We start from the raw sequence: 19008 nt of genomic DNA on the forward strand, positions 1-19008 counted from the left end.
CTCTGAAAAACTGTTGTATGACTATAGCGTGTCACAGGCCGTGAGGCCAGAGCGCACACATCATGCGGGCTGGATATGGCCATCCTGAACGCTGAAAAAGCCCGCTTTTTCGATCAGGCTGGAAAACGGATCAGGATCTGTTCCGGTCAGGAGAACCGGCGTTTTCAGCTTGCTAAGATTGGACAGAAGTGCGTTCCGTCTGGGTTCATCCAGATGAAGAAGCGGTTCATCCAGCAAAATGGCAGGTGCATTGCCCCTGCTCTGTTCGATCAATGCAGCATGGCACAGAACGACCCCTAAAAGCATGGCTTTTTGCTGCCCGCTGCTTGAGAGTTCGGCAGACCGTCCTGTGGTGTGATCAAAAAGAAGAAAATCCGCCTTATGGGCACCCAAAGATGTACTGCCTTTAAGGCGATCTTCCCGCCGACTGTCCCTTAACTTTGCCCGCAACCAGTCTTCCACCTGCAAAGCCGGGCTGATCATCAGTTGTTGCGTAATGGGGCAGTCAAGATGCAGGCGGCTTTTTGGAAAATCGGAACTGTCGAAGGGGTGAGTGTTCATGCTTTCCACAAGCGCCAGCCGGGCGGCTGACGCGGCGACCGCATGACGGGCAATGGAATCTTCCAGCGACGTGAGCCAGAGCTCCTCATCCGGTCTTTCTGAAAGCAAGCGGTTACGACTGGAAACTGATCGCTCGTGAGCGGTCATTTGCCGGGCATGATCCGGAGAAAGTGCCATGACCAGACGGTCAAGGAAGCGCCGCCTGCCGCCCGCACCTTCAAGAAAAATCCGATCCATCTGTGGCGTTAGCCAGACGCAGGAGAAGACTTGAGCAATTTCTGCCTGAGACCGAACGGAAGAACCATCAAGCTGGAATGAACGCCGGCCGTTCTCGGAGAGGTTTGCTCCAGTCCCAAGAATAATCTGGTCGATCCCATGAGAAAGCGTTGCAGCAACGCCCCAGTGATCGGCATCTGTGCGGCACAGTGCTTGAAGAGGCGCGCCTCGCAGGCCTCGTCCAGGAGCCAGAAGGGAAACGGCTTCCAGAAGATTGGTCTTTCCGGAGCCATTCTGGCCGGTCAGAACGGAGATATTTGTCTCAGGCTTCCAAACGGAATGCCGGTAATTCCGGAAATCCGTCAGGGCAAGGCGCGTTAGTCTCAATGCGGACCGATCAGACCCGCATCGGCATCAGAACATACAATGCAGAAGGTGATGCTGTATCACGAACCAGCGTTGGAGCTGAGCTATCTGCGAAAGCAAACTCGACTTCAACATCGATCTGATCCGTGATGTCCGTCAGGTACCGTGCCTGAAAGCCAATTTCGATCGGAGGCGCGTCATACGTGACCGTGCTGTCGTCCAACTCTTCCTGTGCCACGCCCTGATCGGGACTGATGGCCGACAATGTCAGCATGTTGTGCGTGACAGAGAGCTTGACTGGGCGGGAGCGCTCTTGGCTGATGGCAGCAACGCGACCTACCGCAGCAGCGAAATCCTTCTTCGTGATGCGCAGGATGCGGTCATTGCCCTTAGGGATCACGCGCTCATATTCCGGGAACGTGCCGTCAATCAGCTTGGACGTCAGCAGGACAGGGCCAGCCTGAAACTGAATACGTGTATCTGAAAGGGAAACCTCCAGATCCGCAGCGCCCTCGTCCAGTAGCTTGCGAAGTTCAGCAACGGTCTTGCGCGGGATAATAACGCCCGGCATGCCACGTGCGCCTTCCGGAAGCTCGGTCTCGACGCGCGCAAGGCGATGTCCATCCGTTGCGACGGCACGGAGCATCGGGATGGCGCCGCTTTCCGTAACGTGCAGATAGATGCCGTTCAGGTAATAACGCGTTTCTTCGTTGGAAATCGCGAATTTCGTCCGGTCGATCAGGCCACGTAGCGTTCCTGCAGGAATGCGGAAGCGGTGGGGGAGATCGCCAGCAACCATGGCCGGGAAGTCATCAACTGGAAGAACGTTGAGGCTCGTCGCGTAACGGCCCGCACGCAATGCGAGGGGGGCGTCGCTTTCCGGATGATCGAACTCGATTTCCACGCCGTCTGGCAGCTTGCGCACAATTTCGAAAAGTACGGCTGCGGGGACTGTGGTGGAACCCAGACGCTCACCTGCTGCCGGAACGTCTTCGACGACCGCAATTTCCATATCCGTGGCCGTGAGGCGAAGCACATCGCCTTCATAGGACAAGAGAACATTCGCCAGAATGGGAATGGTGTTCCGCTTTTCTGCAACGCCATGAATATGCGCCAGGGCCCGTTGCAGCAGGGTGCGGTCAACCTTGAATTTCATCGTTTTTTTCCCTGGGTCGGCAGTCTTTAAGTTTTGCCGTTTCTTAGCAGACAGCCGCCTCCGGTGAAAGGCACCGAAGGCGACTTGTCGTCTTCCTTAACCTTCGAGCATCCGGCGCAGAAGTTCGACGTCTTCTGCAAAGGACGGATCCTGCTCCATCAGTTCACCAACGCGATTGACCGCATGCATGACGGTTGTGTGATCACGATTGCCAAACTTGCGTCCGATCTCGGGAAGAGAGCGGCTTGTCAGCTGCTTTGCGAGGAACATTGCCACCTGCCGTGGGCGAGCAACAGCACGTGCACGGCGCGCAGAAGACATGTCCGTCAGGCGGATATTCCAGTGCTCGGCAACCTTGCGCTGGATTTCCTCGATTGTGACGCGACGATCATGCGCTTTCAGCATGTCCTTGAGGACATCCTGCGTCGTATCCAGTGTGACAGGGCGCCCGACCAGATCGGCGTGTGCGACAAGGCGATTCAGTGCGCCTTCAAGCTCCCGAACGTTCGATGTGATCTTGTGGGCAAGATACTCAAGCACCTTTGACGGAACATGCGTGCCTGAGGCTTTCGCCTTGGCTTCCAGAATGGAAATACGCAATTCAAAGGTGGTGGCATGAATATCTGCGACCATGCCGCAGCCGAGCCGGGTTCTCAGGCGGTCTTCAAGCCCCGACAGATCGGATGGGCTTTTATCTGCGCTGACGATGATCTGACGTCCGGCATCAACAAGGGCATTGAACGTATGGAAGAACTCTTCCTGCGTATTGTCCTTGCCGATCAGGAACTGAAGATCGTCGATCATCAGCACGTCCACGGAACGAAGCTGTTCCTTGAACTCCATGGTGGACTGCGAGCGGATCGCCGCGATGAAGCGGTACATGAACTTCTCAGCTGACATATAGGCAACCGAGACATTGCCCGTCTTCGTCAGTTCAGACCCAATGGCATGCATAAGATGCGTTTTGCCGAGGCCGACGCCACCATACAGGAAGAGTGGATTAAAACCGGGGCTGGATGGTTTTTCGGCCACACGACGTGCACAGGCATAGGCAAACTCATTTGGCTTGCCGACGATGAACGTATCGAAAGAAAAGCGTGGGTCCAGCGGAACAGCAAGATCGCTGCGAACCTCATGACTGGTTGCGACCTGCGCTGTCACTTCCTCGATGACGCTGTCACCGTCCGTCTCAACTGATGGAAGGACTTCAGGTAGGCCACGTTTGACCTGCAGTTCAATGCCCTGCACGTCCTGCCGTTCGGTACGCCACAGGGTCTGGAGACGCTCTTCGTATTGGCTGCGAACCCAGTCTCTCAGAAAGCGCGTCGGCAGATAAAGGATGAGTTCACCATCCTCCAGTGGGCCAAGAACGATCTGACGAAGCCAGGTGCGGTATTCGACTTCACCGACCTCGCCCTTCAGCTTCTCGCGAACCCTGTGCCAGGAAGTTTCCAGCGGGCTCGACGAGCCGGGGGCGGAGGCGCTGGCGTCCAGATACTGAGCGTTTTCCACCTATGGTACCCCCTTTCATTTCGGCCCCGGGACTTGCGGGGCGTCTGTCTTGATTCCCTGCGCGCAGGGTGAATACGTCCTCAACGGGAAGTGACCACACAAGCTGCATGGCGCTTCAGAAAAAGCTGACGCTTCCCGGAGAAAACAGAGCCTCTGGCACTGACTTGATCTGACAGGATAGGCTTCTGGTCAGACCGAAGCAAGCTGGAACACGAAAGGTTCAGAAGTGCTGCAGAGGGGTGTTGCCATATAGTCAAAAAAGAACGCGCTCCCGTGAGAGAGCGCGTTCTTCAGTTCAAACCCTGCAAAGGGTCTCAGGCCGTGGCGAGAGACTTGATGCGGGCAGAAAGACGGGACAGCTTGCGGCTGATCGTGTTCTTTGCAACGACACCCTTACCGGCAGCGCGCTGCATTTCAGGCTGTGCAACCTTGTATGCTTCGGCAGCAGCCGTCTTGTCGCCGGACTGGATGGCCTGTTCGACCTTCTTGATGAAGGTACGCATACGGGACATGCGGGCGACGTTGCGCTCGCGGCGACGTTCGTTTTGACGGATGCGCTTACGGGCAGAAGCTGTATTTGCCATGGATCTTTCGGTTCAGTTAGCGGTCTTGTCGCGGAAAATGATTGGCGCCCTCTACCCGTCATGAGCGGCGGCGTCAAGCGTTTTACACATTTTATACACACTGCCACCAATGGGGCGGAGGCCACTATTTCTGGCAGTTTGCACAGAAAAATGTGGAACGCCCCGCCTGGGTGATGCGTGAAATGGTGGAGCCTGCCCCACATTGGCGGCATGCCTCGCCTTCCCGCCCATAAACAAGGTGGAGATCCTGAAATCCCCCTTTCGTCCCGTCAGCCTGAACGTAGTCTCTTAAAGAGGAGCCTCCTGACGCTATGGCCTCTTCCAGAACAGTTCGAATGGCATTTGCAAGACTGTCGGCTTCTGCCGCTGTTAGCGTTGTGGCCGCGCGTGCGGGGTGGATATGGCTTCGGAACAGCGCCTCACACACATAAATATTGCCGAGGCCCACAATCAGCTTCTGGTCCAGAAGCGCTGTTTTGATCGGCGTGCGGCGACCTTGCATGACCGTATAAAGATATGTGCCAGTCATATTCGCGGATAAGGGCTCGATTCCCAGGCCGCTCAGAAGGCGATGTGTGTTTTCCTGATGTGTGGGAACCACATCCACCATGCCGAACCTGCGTGGGTCAACGAGGCCAGCGCGTGCCCCGTTTTCCGTTTGCAGGACAAGGTGCTCATGTTTTGGCGGAGTCGTATTCATGCCTGACTGCCCAAGGAGCAGTCTGCCGGACATTCCCAGATGGAGCATCATGCTCCATCCGTTCTCGACGCGCATCAGGATATACTTGGCGCGACGATGAAAGGAGAGCACGGTCTGCCCTTCAAGCTTTTCCCGGAGATCCAAGGGAAATGGCCACCTCAGGTCAGGGCGGTTGACAGTAACGTGACGGATCCTCTGCCCCTGAAAGGCATCTTGGAACCCACGCATGACGGTTTCGACTTCTGGAAGCTCTGGCATGACTGGTCACAAAGATATATCGATTGCCCCATGACCGATAGCGCTGAACATAACGTCCCGCCCTTCCCGTCTTCCGAGCAGACCGGAGACACCACGGATTTTGGTTACCGCAATGTCCCGCGGAACCAGAAGAAGACCATGGTCAGGGAGGTGTTCGAGAGCGTCGCTGGCAAATATGACATCATGAATGATGTCATGTCGTTGGGGATCCATCGCGTCTGGAAGCGGATTTTTGTGGGCATGCTCGGTGCCCGTCCGAACATGAAGCTGCTGGATCTGGCTGGCGGTACAGGTGACATCACATTCGGCTGGCTTCGTGCAGGCGGTGGCCCGGCCATTCTCTCTGACATTAACTCGGCAATGTTGTCCGTTGGGCGTGATCGCGCAATCAAGGCTGGTCTGATTGGCCAGATTGAAGTGTGTGTCGTCGACGCCGAAGCGATTCCCCTGCCCGACTGTTCTGTCGATCGCGTGACCATTGCTTTTGGTCTGCGGAACTGCACGGACAAGGATGCAGTGCTTCGTGAAGCGCGTCGTGTTTTGAAGCCCGGTGGACGCTTCTTCTGTCTTGAATTCTCTCGTGTCGAAATTGCGGCTCTCTCGCCTGTCTATGATACGTGGTCCTTCAAGGTTCTCCCGAAGATGGGGCAGTTGATCGCCAAGGACGCTGAGAGCTATCAGTATCTTGCTGAGAGCATTCGTATGTTCCCGGACCAGGAAACACTTGCTCAGATGATGCGGAATGCAGGTCTGGAGCGTGTTCAGTATCGCAACCTGTCTGGCGGTATCGCTGCCATTCACTCTGGTTGGCGTCTGTAATTGATGCGCCGCGTTCTGCTGATTGTTGGCGGAGGAATTGCTGCTTATCGGGCGCTGGAGCTGGTGCGCCTGCTGAAAGCAGACAATGTTTCCGTGACACCGGTTATGACGGATGCGGCAAAAGCGTTCATTACACCTCTTAGCCTTGAAGCTCTGTCGGGGGAGCGGGTGCATGATGCGCTCTTTGTTCCCACGCAGGAGAGCGAGATTGGCCATATTGCTCTTGCACGCAGTGCGGATCTTGTCGTGGTCTGCCCGGCTACAGCCAATCTCATGGCCCGTATGGCGCACGGGATGGCCGATGATCTGGCCACGACGCTCCTTTTAGCCACCACGACGCCTATACTGCTGGCGCCTGCCATGAATGTGCGCATGTGGGAGCATCCCGCGACACAGGCCAATCTCGCCCTTCTGAAAGAACGTGGCGTGCGGGTCGTAGGCCCCGATGAAGGCAGTATGGCGTGTGGGGAGTTTGGTCCGGGCCGTCTGAGCCAACCTGACGTCATTCGGGACGCAATCCTGGAGGCGCTGGCGTCAGATCATTCTTTGGCTGGCAGGCATGCTCTCGTTACTGCGGGACCAACAGTTGAACCTCTGGATCCTGTCCGGTTTCTCTCCAATCACTCTTCTGGCAAGCAGGGCTATGCGATTGCCGCCGCTCTTGCTGCGCGAGGCGCAAAAGTAACACTTGTCAGTGGTCCGGTTACTCTGCCCGTCCCGGCAGGTGTCGTCTGTGTAAAGGTTCAGACGGCACGTGAGATGTTAGGGGCATGTGAAGCCGCGCTTCCTGCCGAAATTGCCGTTTGCACCGCTGCGGTCAGTGACTGGCGCGCAAAAGCGGCGGCGCAGGGTAAAATCAAGAAGACCAGTGAAGGGCCGCCTGTTCTCGAACTGGTGGAAAACCCGGATATCCTTGCAACTCTCTGTCGACTGGCAAACCGGCCGAAACTGATCGTCGGCTTTGCTGCTGAGACTGATGACGTGCTCGACAATGCTGTTGCCAAGCGTCAGCGCAAGGGGTGTGACTGGCTGGTGGCCAACGATGTGCGTCGCGGCGTCTTTGGAGCGGAGAGAAATTTGGTCAGCCTGATCACTGAGACGGGCATCGAAACCTGGCCTGAAATGGACAAGTCTCAGGTTGCCGGGAAACTGGTACAGCGGATTTCTGACGTCTTCATCTCTTCAATCCCCTGAAAATCCAAGATAAGAAAGGCCCCATGATGACCGATCTTATTGATGTACGGATTACACGCCTTCCTCATTCCGAGGGGCTGCCTCTGCCAGCTTACGCCACCTCTGGCGCTGCTGGTTTCGACTTTGTTGCTGCGATTGCAGAACCCATTGTTATCGCACCGGGTGGCCGTGCACTTGTTCCCACAGGGCTATGCATTGCCCTGCCCTCTGCCTACGAACTTCAGATCCGCCCTCGGTCTGGCCTAGCCCTGAAGCACGGCATTACACTCCCGAATTCTCCTGGCACGATTGATGAAGATTATCGCGGGGAAATTGGCATTATTGTCATGAATGCCGGGAGTGAGCCCTTCACGGTAGAGCGTGGCACCCGCATTGCTCAGGGGGTTTTGGCACCGGTTTCCCGTTTGAAGTGGCAGGAAGTTTCTTCTCTCGATGAAACGGATCGCGGTGCACGCGGTTTTGGCAGCACAGGCCACTGAGACGCTTCGGGACATGCAGAAAACACTTGAGCCTCCGGAAGAACCTTCCTTACTCTCGGTCATCATGAAACCGGGAGGACGACAGTCATCATGACGGGCAGCCCGCTGGCCATGCCCATTCGCGTCATGCATCGCTGGCGACAGCGTATGAGTGGCGTAGAGTTATCAATTCTGTTTGCCATGACGGGTCTGTGTCTTTTCCTGCTGAAGGGTGCAGTCTGGGTTCCGGGTGCTCTGCCCTTGCCACTCAAGCCGGCATTCCCGATCTGGCAGGAAGTCGCCTGGACTGTCTTCCACGCGGTGCTGGCTCTGACGACAGTTGTTATTGTGTCGCTCGTGCTGGCAGGTACGGCGCGGCAGTTTCCACGGTTTCGCAGTATTCTGGTGCCTGCACTCTCTGTTGCGCGCGCTGTTCCGGGGCTTGGCCTGACGGGGCTCTTACTTCTATTTTTACCTCCCCTTGTCGTGATTGTAGCGGCAGCGGCCTTCAATATGATCTGGCGTGTTCTGACGGCTCTTCTCGATGCCCAGGACACGCTTCCAGCCGAACTTGAAGAAGTTGCTACAGGCCTGCGTATGACGGGCTGGCAGCACTTCTGGCGGTTGCAGGTTCCGGTTGCCATCCCTCTGGTGACGTTCCGTGCTGTGCAGGCCATTCCGGGGTTATGGTTTCGCCTGCTGTGTGCGGAGGGTCTTATGACCCTTCTGATGCGGCGTGACGTCGGAGGGTGCGGGGCGCAGGCACTGGTGGCGCTTGAAACCCATCATCTGAGCGGATTTCTGGAGGCTGGCGTCTGCGCGGTTCTTCTGATCGTGATCATGGACCAGTGTCTGATAAGGCCTATGACCGGATGGGCGCAGCGGTACAGGCTGGATGGTCCTCAGCCACAGAAAAAACGTACGCACTCCTGGATGCTTCAGTTCTGGAGAGAAACAGGTCTTCTGAACGGTGTTAGCGTGAGCTTGCACACGCTCATTAGTGGCGTTGGTAACTGCCGGATCGGCCGGACGATGCGTTACGTTCAACCCTCCTCCCCGAAATCCCTGCCGGTGCCTGGCTGGCTTATTCCCGTGGCCTCCCTGATCTTTCTGGGTATCGCCGTTGCGCAGAGCCATTTGGCGGCGCGTCTACCCTATGATGTGCTTGAGAGTGTTCTGACGCTTCTGCATGTTTGCGGGGCTCTTGTCCTGTGCATCGTGCTCTGGTTACCGCTGGCTCTGTTTTTCTTTGATGCTGGAGCCGGTATTTTTCGGGTCAGTAGGATGATTATTCTGGCAGGCTCGCTTTTCCCGGCCGTTCTTCTTTATCCTGCCTTCCGTGGGCTGGATGTCGTTCCCACCGCTGTTCTTCTGTTCCTTGGTGCGCATTGGCTCACGGGTGGGACGGTACTGGATGCCATTCAGGCTATTCCGGCGCCGTTCAGGCAGGTTGCGCGCGGACTGCGGCTTAAAGGCGTTCTGCTGTGGAAGCGCCTGATCTTACCAGCCATTGCACCTGATCTGTGTGGTGGCCTGCTTTTGGCTGCTGTTCCGATCTGGGATGCCGTGATGGTGGCTGAGGCGTTCGTGCCTTCTGATAGCGGACTGGGTGCGACGCTGCTGGCCGATATGCTTCAGGGACAAATTGGCGCACAGATCGTTATTCTTATGCTTCTTACGCTTCTTTCCATGCTGCTTGATCGTCTTGTTCTTCAGCCCCTCGCGGTTTACGCCGCACAGAAATATGCAATCCGATGATCTATTCCCTGCTTAGTCTTCAGGACTGCCGCCAGATTTACCAGAAGGACAGCAATGCTGATCTTGTGGTGCTTGATCAGGTCAGTTTCGATGTGCGTCCTGGTGAAATCCTTGGGCTGCTTGGCCGGTCTGGGTCTGGCAAGTCTTCTCTCTTGCGGATCATGTCCGGACAAACGCCTCCCGTAGAGGGAAAGGTTTATTGGGAGGGCAAGCCTGTAGTCGGCCCATTGGAAAAGGTGGCGACAGTTTTTCAGTCGGGTGCAATGTTTCCATGGCTGACCCTTCGACAGAATGTGCTGCTGGGGCTTGAAGCGCAGCGTCTGTCACGGTCTGAGCGAGAAACGCGTGCCAGTGCTGCAATTGAGGTCATGGGACTTGAGGGATACGAAAACGCCTATCCCAAGGAGTTGTCTGAAGCCCTCAGCCAACGTGCCTCGTTTGCACGGGCGCTGGCGCTTCAACCCTCTCTTCTCATGCTGGATGAGCCGTTTTCTGCCCTCGATGTTCTGAGTGCGGAAAATCTGAGAACGGACCTGATTGAACTCTGGGCCGAGAAGCGCCTCTCCTCGCTCAATGCGATGATACTCGCGACGCATGGCATTGAAGAAGCCGTGCTGATGTGTGACCGGATCCTGATTTTCTCGTCCAGCCCAGGACGGGTGACGCACGAAATTTCCGTTCCGTTTCCCCATCCGCGGAATCGGGAGGGCGCTGATTTTCGGAGCTTCGTGGATCAGATCTACACCCTCATGACACGGCGAGCTCCGATCGTCTCGGAAGTCGATACTACGGTTGGGGTGTCGGCTGCCGCGTTGCCGCCTCTGTCCATTGTATTGCCAGACCTTCAGATTGAAGTGCTGGTTGGCCTTATGGAAGTTCTGAGTGGAGAGCCACTCTCAGGACGCGCTGATCTGCCGGAACTTGGTCAGCGTTTGCAGATGACGCTCGATGATCTTCTGCCGCTGGGAGAGTCCCTGCAACTGCTTGATCTTGCAGAGCTGGAAGATGGAGACATTCTTCTCACGGATGATGGGCGATCATTCGTCGAGGGGGACGCCGATGCCCGCCGGGATATTATGCGCACGGCGCTGCTGCATTATCTGCCGCTCCTTCGCGTCATTCGAAGCACGTTGGATGAGCGGCCGAACCATGTGGTGGATGCCAATCGTTTTCGCAAAGCTCTCGAGGAGAACATGTCTCCCGATTATGCCCAGCAGACACTGACAACAGCTATCGGCTGGGCACGATATGCCGAACTGTTCGATTATGATGAAGAGTCAGACCGCTTCCATCTGGAAACGGAAGAATAGGATCTGCTTCTGCCCTTCAGGAGAAGCAGAAAACCCTTCAGGCCGGTGTCTTGAGACGGTCCCGGTATAGCTTGCGCGCCTTAGTAACTTTGGGCGCGACAACAGCCGCACAATAGGCCGTTTCCGGATTGCGGGCGAAATAGTCGAGGTGCTTTTCTTCGGCGCGCCAGAAATGCGCCGGGCCTTCAATAGACGTGACAATCGGCGCGGGCCAGATCTGCTCTGCAGTGATCTCGGCCTTTACTTCTTGGGCAACACGCTGTTGGTCGGCATCTCCGAAAATAACAGAGCGATACTGCGTCCCGACGTCATTGCCCTGCCGATTGAGCTGCGTGGGATCATGGGTCGTGAAAAAGACCCGCAGGACATCTGCCAGAGAAATTTCCGCTGGATCAAACACGACCTTCACGACCTCTGCATGTCCGGTATTCCCGGTACAAACAGCTTCGTAGGACGGATTATCGACATGACCGCCTGCATAGCCCGGGTCTGCCGAGATAATGCCGCGCAGGCCGGTATAGACGGCTTCCACGCACCAGAAACAGCCTGCACCAAGAAGAATGGAAGAGTGTGCACTCATAAACTGAGTCTCCTGAGACGATAGCCTCCCCATATGGGGAGGCCTCTTCCTTATTTCACCACTGGTAACCAGATTGCGCTGGCAGCATTGCCGCCGCGATGAATGGTCTGGGTTGCAGAGTGATAGTCCGATGCTTTCGCATCGAAGATATTCTGAACGAAGCTCTGAGGGTTGCGGTCATAAAGCGGGAACCAGCTGGACTGGATCTGGATTTGAATCCGATGGCCCTTCTGGAAAACATGGTTCACCGCCGGCAGCGTGAACTTGTATTCCTGAATCTGTCCTGCGGGTATGGCCGATGGGTGCGCGAAGTCATTGCGATAGCGCCCACGGAAGATGTCCATCGAAACTGGAAGCTCATACCCGCCCATTTCCGGACGATCCGGCGTAACGCCAGGCTGTACGTCAATGATTTTTACAACCCAATCGGCGTCCGTGCCGGTCGTGGAAGCAAAAATATCGGCGGTCGGGACGCCTGATACGCGGACGGGCGCGTCCAGAACGGGAGTTTCGTAAGTCAGAACGTCCGGGCGGCTCTCGGCAAAGCGCTGGTCCGTAACAAGCCATGCTTTCCAGCGGGAATCCCCTGCGTTGTAGGGGCGCGGCATGAAAGGAACAGGATGCGCGGGATCAGAGATATAAGCATCCGTGCCGGGGAGCGTCCGCTTGAATGACAGGCCGTGGTCAGGCTGAAGGTACAGACGCTCCCCACGCATCATGCAGGTCGTGTCACACTCTGCAAGCCAGTTGCGGAAATGATCCCAGTGGTTTTCGCCCGTGTTGTAGATAATCGCTTCATCAAGATGCGGGTCAGCGCCATCTTTCAGATAATGATCGAAGAATGGGCGCATGACGTTGGAGCGGTACCAAAGCGCCGTGTCACCTTCAAAGTGAAGTGGACCCAGAGTCGATCCGTCATAATTAACGCCACTATGGCGCCATGGTCCCATAACGAGAACATTCGGGACCTGTGTGTGGTGAGCCTTGAGGTTCATCCAGGAATGGATCGCGCCCCACATGTCTTCCTGATCCCACAGGCCCTGTTCCCAGATTGTCGGGACCTTCAGAGGCTTACGGACAAGGATCTGGTCAAGCGCCTGTTCCTGCCAAAACGCATCGTAGGATGGGTGTGCTTTCAGGCGGTTCCACCACGGATACTGGTTCAGCCCTGCTTTGGTTGCAAATGCCCCTGTTGAGCCAGCCTGTAGGAAATTGGTGTAATCGTCAGCATCTGCGCGAGGAATTGTCGGCCCCTCGCCGGCTTCGCTCATCTGCATGGTAAAATAGTCGAGGCCAGGCTGACGGAACGCGCCGTAGTGGAACCAGTCGTCACCCATCCAGCCATCCACCATCGGGCTTTCCGGAGCGGCCACTTTGAGGGCTGGATGCGGGTCCAGCAGCGCCATCACAACGGTCCAGCCTTCATACGAAGAGCCAGTCATGCCAACGCGACCGTTGCTTTCCGGAAGGTTTTTCACGAGCCAGTCGATCGTGTCCCACGCATCGGTGGTATCGTCTGTCTTGGTGGGATTGAGGGGGCCGATCGGCGGGCGGGTCATGATGTAGTCGCCCTGGGACCCGTACTTTCCACGAATATCCTGGAAAACGCGGATATATCCTTCCTCGACGAAGACCCCATCGCCCTGAGGGCAAATTTCACGCATGGTTGGCGCGTTGGGAATTCGGTTCAGGCGCTCACTGGCATGATATGGTGTGCGCGTGAGCAGGATTGGTGCGTTTTTTGCTCCCTTGGGAATGACAATCACGGTATGGAGCTTCACTCCGTCCCGCATGGGAATCATGATGTCACGCTTGATGTAGTCCTGCTGATCAGTTGGCAGGGCGGCATGAGCTGGAATGTCGTTTCCGGTCTGGATCATGTCTGGCGTTACGGCGGGTCCAGCAGATGCCGGGGCAGCCAGTGCGGCAGGGATACAGGCAATGGAAAGAGCCGTTCCAAGGCTGAGAAGATAACGTTTCACAAAAGGCTCCTGATCTTTGGATAGATTTTGGCCTTGTGAGTTCCCATCTAGCAAGAGCGGGAGAGAATGCTTTTCATATCTTTCCTGCGCTGGTCTTTTTTTGTTTGATTCGCTATGGAGCATGGCTCCTGCTGTTATGAAAGTTCTGTTCTGATGCCTGCCTATCGTTCCCGCACTACGACCCATGGCCGCAACATGGCTGGCGCGCGTGCGCTCTGGCGCGCAACGGGGATGAAGGACGGTGACTTCGGAAAGCCTATTATCGCGATTGCCAACTCGTTTACCCAGTTTGTTCCTGGGCATGTGCATCTGAAAGATATGGGCTCTCTCGTGGCTTCCGCCATTGAGGAAGCCGGTGGCGTCGCTAAAGAATTCAACACGATCGCTGTGGATGACGGCATCGCCATGGGACACGGCGGAATGCTGTATTCCCTGCCCTCACGAGAGCTGATTGCTGACTCCGTTGAGTATATGGTGAACGCGCACTGTGCGGATGCCATCGTCTGCATCAGCAACTGCGACAAGATCACGCCGGGTATGCTGATGGCCTCCCTGCGACTGAACATTCCAGTTGTGTTCGTGTCTGGTGGCCCCATGGAAGCGGGCAAGCTCAATGGCCCAGGTGTTGAGCGTAAGCTGGACCTTGTAGATTCGATGGTTGCTGCGGCGAACCCGAACGTGACGGACAGTGAATCCGAACAGATCGAGCGCTCAGCTTGCCCGACCTGTGGCTCATGCTCTGGTATGTTTACGGCCAATTCCATGAATTGCCTTGTGGAAGCGCTGGGCCTTGCGCTGCCTGGTAATGGGTCTCTGCTGGCAACCCACGCTGACCGTCGCGATTTGTTCCTGAGGGCTGGCCGTCTCTCAGTTGAGCTGGCACGTCGCTGGTATGAGCAAGACGATGCATCCGTTCTGCCGCGTAGCATCGCAACCCGGAGTGCGTTTGAAAATGCCATGGCGCTGGATATTGCCATGGGTGGATCAACGAACACCGTACTGCATCTGCTGGCTGCTGCCCGCGAAGGTGAAGTGGATTTCCACATGGCAGACATTGATCGTCTGTCCCGCAAGGTGCCGCATCTTTGCAAAGTCGCGCCTGCAAAAGCAGACGTTCACATGGAAGACGTGCATCGTGCAGGTGGTGTTCCAGCCATTCTGGGCGAACTCGATCGCGCAGGTCTGCTGCAAACATCTCTTCCAACCGTTCATGCCCCCACATTGGCTGATGCCCTTCAGAAGTGGGACATCATGAACGGCGGCGAAGAAGCGGTTAAAATGTTCAAGGCCGCTCCTGGTGGAGTGCGCACTGTGCATGCCTTCTCACAGTCCAGCCAGTACCATGAACTGGATACGGATCGTGAGAATGGCGTCCTGCGAAGCCGTGCTCATGCCTTCTCGCAGGATGGTGGGCTGGCCGTTCTGTACGGCAACCTCGCGGAAGACGGCGCGATTGTGAAAACTGCCAGCGTAGCCAAAGACATTCTGACCTTCACAGGTACGGCTCGCGTGTTTGAAAGTCAGGACGATGCTGTTGCCGCTGTTCTTGGGAACAAGATCGTTGCTGGCGATGTCGTTGTTATCCGCTACGAGGGGCCGCGCGGTGGTCCAGGGATGCAGGAAATGCTGTACCCGACCAGCTATCTGAAATCCAAAGGGTTGGCTGAAGTCTGCGCTCTGGTGACGGATGGCCGTTTCTCGGGTGGTAGCTCAGGCCTCTCCATTGGGCATGTCTCGCCGGAGGCTGCTGAAGGTGGTGTGATCGGCTTGGTAGAAGATGGTGATCGCATCGTGATCGACATTCCAAACCGGACGATGCGTCTTGATATTTCAGATGCGGAAATCTCGAACCGTCGTGAAGCCATGAATGGCCGTGGCGAAAATGCCTGGAAGCCGAACCGTACGCGTGTCGTATCCCGCGCTCTGCAGGCATATGCGGCGATGACAACAAGCGCTGCCAACGGTGCTGTTCGTGATCTGTCTCAGATTATTGTGAAGACACGCGGCTGATCACGCGCTCTACGGCCTCTCTCAACTCGGGAGAGGCCAGCATTTTTGGCCCGTCATGCCCCGTGTTGGGCACGATATCGATGTCCCAGTTAAAAGGGACATCAAGCCTGTAGGCTTCTTCTCTGGCTTGGGCATAGGCCCACTGCCCTCTCTCCAGGCGATTGCGGCCCTGTCCCATGGCTTGGGCAATGCGGCCTGCCTCGAGAGTAGTTTCCACATCGTCCGAACCAAGCAGGATGGTGAGATGTTCAGCCAAATAACGCTTGATCGATTGCTGCTGGGTATTCTCCGGCCAGCCGTTAAACCCATAAGGGACTGGACTGTCAGTCTCAGGTTCCACGTATGTTGCTGGGTTCATGAGGATGATTTCGACCTCATTTGCCGGAGCATATGCCGCCACGCGGTCCAGAAACTGCGCGCCAGCTGAGTGACCAATCAGAATAATGGGAAGATCCGGCTGCTGGGTTTCCTCCCATGCCCATTGTTCCATGGGCTTGATCAGTGTCGCAGCCGGGATTTCGTCCTGCCGTACGGGAAAGCCGCCGCGCTGATATTGCCAGGTTGGAAACTGCTTCAGAGGAAACGACGGTGAAAAGATCACCCCGCAAACAGCGCGTGCAAGCGGGATGCTTTGATCACGGTATGCCTCGTTATCACGGTCTTTTGCCGCCAATACGAACAGGATAGCCCGTAAACGACAGCCGGAAGGTCGAAACGCGTCAATATCCAGCGACCGACCATACAGAATGGCTTTCTGGGAGCTGGGTCCGACAGGAAGCTCTGTGGCCCTGGCAATTGATGTCTGTGAAAGCATCATTGCCAGGGCAATCAGGAAAAGCTTGGGAGGCTTAGCCAAGCCGCGCAAGTGCAGCCTTGAGGCGTTCGAGATCATGCTCGAAGGTTTCAAGGCGCTGACGGTTTTCTTCAACCACTTCCGGCTTTGCACGTGCAACAAAATCAGCGTTGTCCAGTTTGCGACGGACCTTGATGATCTCACTGTCGTTCTTGCTGATCTCTTTTGCAAGACGTCCCCGTTCTGCATCGAGATCAATCAGGCCCTCCAGCGGGATAAAGATCGTCGCTTCATCAAGAACGATCTGAGCGGCGTTTTTGGGAATTTCGCCTTGGAAAACATCAACGTCCGAGACGCGTGCCATGCGGCCAATAGCTTCAGTCCATGTTTTTGCACGAGTGAGGTTTTCTGGCGAAACATCGCGGAAAATCAGCGGTGCTTTCTGTGCTGGGGGGATATTCATCTCAGAGCGAAGCGTACGAAGTTCGCTGATCAGACGTACGACCCAATCCAGTTCTGCACGGGCTTCTTCTGCGTTCTGTACCAGCATTTTGTCCGGCCAGCGAATTGCTGTGAAGTCACCGGAATAGCCCAGTTCTTTCCAAAGTGTAGCTGTTACAAATGGTGTCACAGGCTGCATGAGGCGCAGAATCAGTCCTAAAACATGGGCACTGACCGCGCGAAGTTCGATGGTTTCGTCATTTTCCGCCGCGAAGACGGGTTTGGAAAACTCTACGAACCAGTCACAGAAGCAGCTCCACACGAAACGATAGCAGCAGTTAGCGTACTCATCGAACCGATAGTTCGAAAGTGCCTGCTGTGCATCCGCAATGGCGGTGTTGGCTTCTGAGAGGATCCAGCGGCCCAGACTGCTTTGGACGCTCGCTGGATCGAAGTCCTCTACGGGCTGTGCGCCATTCATCTCAAGGAAACGGGACGCATTCCAGAGTTTCGTGACGAATGCACGGTGCTCTTCAACGCGCTTGCGACCTAGCTTGATATCGCGCCCTGGGCCTGTGCCCGCACAGATTGCCAGACGCGTTGCATCAGCACCGAACTCTGCAATCAGATCCAGAGGGTCCAGCCCATTCCCCTTGGACTTGGACATTTTTTGCCCTTTTTCGTCCCTGACAAGGCCGTGGATCAGGACCGTTCGGAAAGGCACGTCGTCCATGAAATGCAGGCCCATCATCATCATCCGGGCGACCCAGAAGAAGATAATATCAAAGCCCGTGACGAGGACGCTCGTCGGGTAATAGTGCGCAAGCTCGGGCGTCTTGTCCGGCCAGCCGAGAGTTGTGAAAGGCCAGAGGCCAGAACTGAACCACGTGTCGAGAACATCTTCGTCCTGTGTCAGTGGAACGCCATCACCGGCCTGGGCCTGGGCCTCAGCTTCTGTATTAGCGACATAAACACTGCCATCCGGGCCATACCAGGCCGGAATACGATGCCCCCACCAGAGCTGGCGGCTGATGCACCATGGCTGAATGTCTCGCATCCAGGCGAAGAACGTGTTCTGCCATTGTCTGGGCTCAAAAACGATTTTACCACTTTCCACGGCCTCTACTGCTGGACCTGAAAGCTTTTTTGCATCGCAGTACCACTGCAGGGTCAGGCGTGGTTCGACAACCGCGCCACCGCGCTCGGCATAAGGGACCTGAAGCTTATGTGGTTCGATTTTTTCAAGCCACTCAAGACGTTCGAGTTCAGCGACGATGCGCTTGCGTCCTTCTTCCCGGCTTAGGCCAGCAAGCGATTCCACAAATGCTACTGACGACAGGCCGTTGACATCAGCCAACTCGGTACGGATTTCGTCGAGCCAGATATGGGCTGTCTCATCCAGCATCGTGGGCGCAGACAGATTGTGTCTTTTGCCCACTTCAAAGTCATTGAAGTCGTGAGCAGGCGTAATTTTTACAGCGCCGGTTCCCTTTTCAGGGTCGGAATAGAGGTCTGCCACAACAGGAATACGGCGACCCGTTAGCGGGAGCGTAACGAACTTACCCACCATGTCGGCGTAGCGTTCATCTTCAGGGTGAACAGCAACGGCAACGTCTGCCAGCATTGTTTCAGGGCGCGTGGTTGCAACCGTTATCGTCCGTCCGTCCTCGAGCGGATAACGGATGTACCACATGGATCCCTTGGTTTCACGGTTCTCAACCTCAAGGTCGGAGATCGCGGAACGGAAGTTTGGATCCCAGTTTACCAGTCGGCGATCACGATAAATGATCCCTTCCTGGTGTAACTGTACAAAGACCTTGCGGACGGCGCGTGAAAGCCCCTCGTCCATGGTGAAGCGTTCGCGGTCCCAGTCTGCCGAAGCACCAAGTTTGCGAAGCTGCTGGACGATCTCCCCGCCGGACTGCTCTTTCCACTCCCACACCCGCTCAAGAAAGCCTTCGCGACCTAACGCGGTTCTGCTGACGCCTTCTTTATCGAGCGAACGTTCGACAACCATCTGCGTGGCGATGCCAGCATGGTCAGTTCCTGGCTGCCACAGGACATTGCAGCCCTCCTGACGCTTCCAGCGGATCAGAATGTCCTGCAGCGTAAATGTCAGGGCATGGCCGAGATGCAGTGTGCCCGTGACATTCGGTGGCGGAAACATGATCGAAAATGGTGTTCCCGGTGCACTCGGGTCGGCACGGAAAGCCCCGTTGTTCTCCCAGCTTTCGTAGAGAGACGTTTCATGATCAGCGGGAACAAAACTTTTTTCGAGCATGATAATCCAGAAAATTCAGCGGCAAATGT

At 56.1% G+C, this 19008-nt stretch carries 15 protein-coding genes; 6 read left to right on the plus strand and 9 right to left on the minus strand.

Features of this window, described 5'->3' with window-relative positions; genetic code table 11:
* Nucleotides 1–60: 60 nt before the first annotated feature.
* From recF to mutM, 5 genes are all read right to left on the minus strand, one after another.
* A complete protein-coding gene (gene recF / locus ABDK75_RS06165) occupies nt 61–1164 on the minus strand; it encodes a DNA replication/repair protein RecF (protein ID WP_346005239.1) in 1104 nt (367 codons plus the stop codon).
* A gap of 10 nt (nt 1165–1174) precedes the next feature.
* Nucleotides 1175–2299 carry a DNA polymerase III subunit beta gene (gene dnaN / locus ABDK75_RS06170; protein WP_046901505.1) on the minus strand — a complete coding sequence of 375 codons (1125 nt, stop codon included), beginning with the start codon at nt 2297–2299 and terminating at the stop codon, nt 1175–1177.
* A gap of 96 nt (nt 2300–2395) precedes the next feature.
* A complete protein-coding gene (gene dnaA, locus ABDK75_RS06175; protein ID WP_046901506.1) occupies nt 2396–3811 on the minus strand; it encodes a chromosomal replication initiator protein DnaA in 1416 nt (471 codons plus the stop codon).
* A 314-nt stretch (nt 3812–4125) separates the two neighbouring features.
* Nucleotides 4126–4395: a 30S ribosomal protein S20 gene (gene rpsT, locus ABDK75_RS06180; protein WP_046901507.1), complete on the minus strand. Its 270-nt coding sequence runs from the start codon at nt 4393–4395 to the stop codon at nt 4126–4128.
* A gap of 124 nt (nt 4396–4519) precedes the next feature.
* Nucleotides 4520–5353, minus strand: coding sequence for a bifunctional DNA-formamidopyrimidine glycosylase/DNA-(apurinic or apyrimidinic site) lyase (gene mutM, locus ABDK75_RS06185; RefSeq protein WP_346005241.1), 834 nt, complete (start codon nt 5351–5353; stop codon nt 4520–4522).
* Nucleotides 5354–5383: 30 nt separating this feature from the next.
* Between mutM and ABDK75_RS06190 the strand changes: the two genes are divergently transcribed.
* The 5 genes from ABDK75_RS06190 (at nt 5384) to ABDK75_RS06210 (ending at nt 10892) form a co-directional block, all read left to right on the plus strand.
* A complete protein-coding gene (locus ABDK75_RS06190) occupies nt 5384–6172 on the plus strand; it encodes a class I SAM-dependent methyltransferase (RefSeq protein ID WP_064273224.1) in 789 nt (262 codons plus the stop codon).
* A 3-nt stretch (nt 6173–6175) separates the two neighbouring features.
* Nucleotides 6176–7366 (plus strand): bifunctional phosphopantothenoylcysteine decarboxylase/phosphopantothenate--cysteine ligase CoaBC, encoded by a 1191-nt coding sequence (gene coaBC / locus ABDK75_RS06195; protein WP_346005830.1) that lies wholly within the window; start codon nt 6176–6178, stop codon nt 7364–7366.
* 23 nt (nt 7367–7389) lie between these two features.
* Complete coding sequence (dut, locus tag ABDK75_RS06200) at nt 7390–7845, plus strand: dUTP diphosphatase (protein ID WP_046901511.1); 456 nt, start codon at nt 7390–7392, stop codon at nt 7843–7845.
* 90 nt (nt 7846–7935) lie between these two features.
* Nucleotides 7936–9582 (plus strand): ABC transporter permease subunit, encoded by a 1647-nt coding sequence (locus ABDK75_RS06205; protein WP_346005242.1) that lies wholly within the window; start codon nt 7936–7938, stop codon nt 9580–9582.
* Nucleotides 9579–10892 (plus strand): nitrate/sulfonate/bicarbonate ABC transporter ATP-binding protein, encoded by a 1314-nt coding sequence (locus ABDK75_RS06210; protein WP_346005243.1) that lies wholly within the window; start codon nt 9579–9581, stop codon nt 10890–10892. Before ABDK75_RS06205 ends, ABDK75_RS06210 begins: the two co-directional genes overlap by 4 nt.
* Before the next feature lie 37 nt (nt 10893–10929).
* Here the strand turns inward: ABDK75_RS06210 and msrA are convergent, their stop codons facing one another.
* Both msrA and ABDK75_RS06220 read right to left on the minus strand, forming a co-directional pair.
* Nucleotides 10930–11472 (minus strand): peptide-methionine (S)-S-oxide reductase MsrA, encoded by a 543-nt coding sequence (gene msrA / locus ABDK75_RS06215; protein WP_346005244.1) that lies wholly within the window; start codon nt 11470–11472, stop codon nt 10930–10932.
* 50 nt (nt 11473–11522) lie between these two features.
* Entirely contained in the window at nt 11523–13454 is a 1932-nt protein-coding gene (locus tag ABDK75_RS06220; protein ID WP_064273462.1) for a CocE/NonD family hydrolase, read from the minus strand.
* 153 nt (nt 13455–13607) lie between these two features.
* On the opposite strand from ABDK75_RS06220, the gene ilvD reads away from it, so the two are divergent.
* Nucleotides 13608–15464, plus strand: a complete 1857-nt coding sequence (ilvD, locus tag ABDK75_RS06225; RefSeq protein ID WP_317213996.1) for a dihydroxy-acid dehydratase — start codon at nt 13608–13610, stop codon at nt 15462–15464.
* Here ilvD and ABDK75_RS06230 read toward each other — a convergent pair.
* Together ABDK75_RS06230 and ABDK75_RS06235 are read right to left on the minus strand one after the other, a co-directional pair.
* Nucleotides 15442–16320: a hypothetical protein gene (locus ABDK75_RS06230; protein WP_346005245.1), complete on the minus strand. Its 879-nt coding sequence runs from the start codon at nt 16318–16320 to the stop codon at nt 15442–15444. The genes ilvD and ABDK75_RS06230 overlap by 23 nt on opposite strands.
* Nucleotides 16313–18979, minus strand: coding sequence for a valine--tRNA ligase (locus tag ABDK75_RS06235; RefSeq protein ID WP_346005246.1), 2667 nt, complete (start codon nt 18977–18979; stop codon nt 16313–16315). Before ABDK75_RS06235 ends, ABDK75_RS06230 begins: the two co-directional genes overlap by 8 nt.
* Nucleotides 18980–19008 lie beyond the last annotated feature (29 nt).

Origin of the sequence: Gluconobacter sp. OJA (assembly GCF_039638325.1) — a bacterium.
GTDB lineage: Bacteria > Pseudomonadota > Alphaproteobacteria > Acetobacterales > Acetobacteraceae > Gluconobacter > Gluconobacter cerinus.

Coding starts and splice junctions, on each gene's coding strand:
- rpsT (WP_046901507.1), bottom strand. CDS start 4,395: ATGGCAAATACAGCTTCTGCCCGTAAGCGCATCCGTCAAAACGAACGT.
- mutM (WP_346005241.1), bottom strand. CDS start 5,353: ATGCCAGAGCTTCCAGAAGTCGAAACCGTCATGCGTGGGTTCCAAGAT.
- dut (WP_046901511.1), top strand. CDS start 7,390: ATGATGACCGATCTTATTGATGTACGGATTACACGCCTTCCTCATTCC.
- ilvD (WP_317213996.1), top strand. CDS start 13,608: ATGCCTGCCTATCGTTCCCGCACTACGACCCATGGCCGCAACATGGCT.
- ABDK75_RS06210 (WP_346005243.1), top strand. CDS start 9,579: ATGATCTATTCCCTGCTTAGTCTTCAGGACTGCCGCCAGATTTACCAG.
- ABDK75_RS06205 (WP_346005242.1), top strand. CDS start 7,936: ATGACGGGCAGCCCGCTGGCCATGCCCATTCGCGTCATGCATCGCTGG.
- msrA (WP_346005244.1), bottom strand. CDS start 11,472: ATGAGTGCACACTCTTCCATTCTTCTTGGTGCAGGCTGTTTCTGGTGC.
- ABDK75_RS06190 (WP_064273224.1), top strand. CDS start 5,384: ATGACCGATAGCGCTGAACATAACGTCCCGCCCTTCCCGTCTTCCGAG.
- coaBC (WP_346005830.1), top strand. CDS start 6,176: ATGCGCCGCGTTCTGCTGATTGTTGGCGGAGGAATTGCTGCTTATCGG.
- ABDK75_RS06235 (WP_346005246.1), bottom strand. CDS start 18,979: ATGCTCGAAAAAAGTTTTGTTCCCGCTGATCATGAAACGTCTCTCTAC.
- dnaN (WP_046901505.1), bottom strand. CDS start 2,299: ATGAAATTCAAGGTTGACCGCACCCTGCTGCAACGGGCCCTGGCGCAT.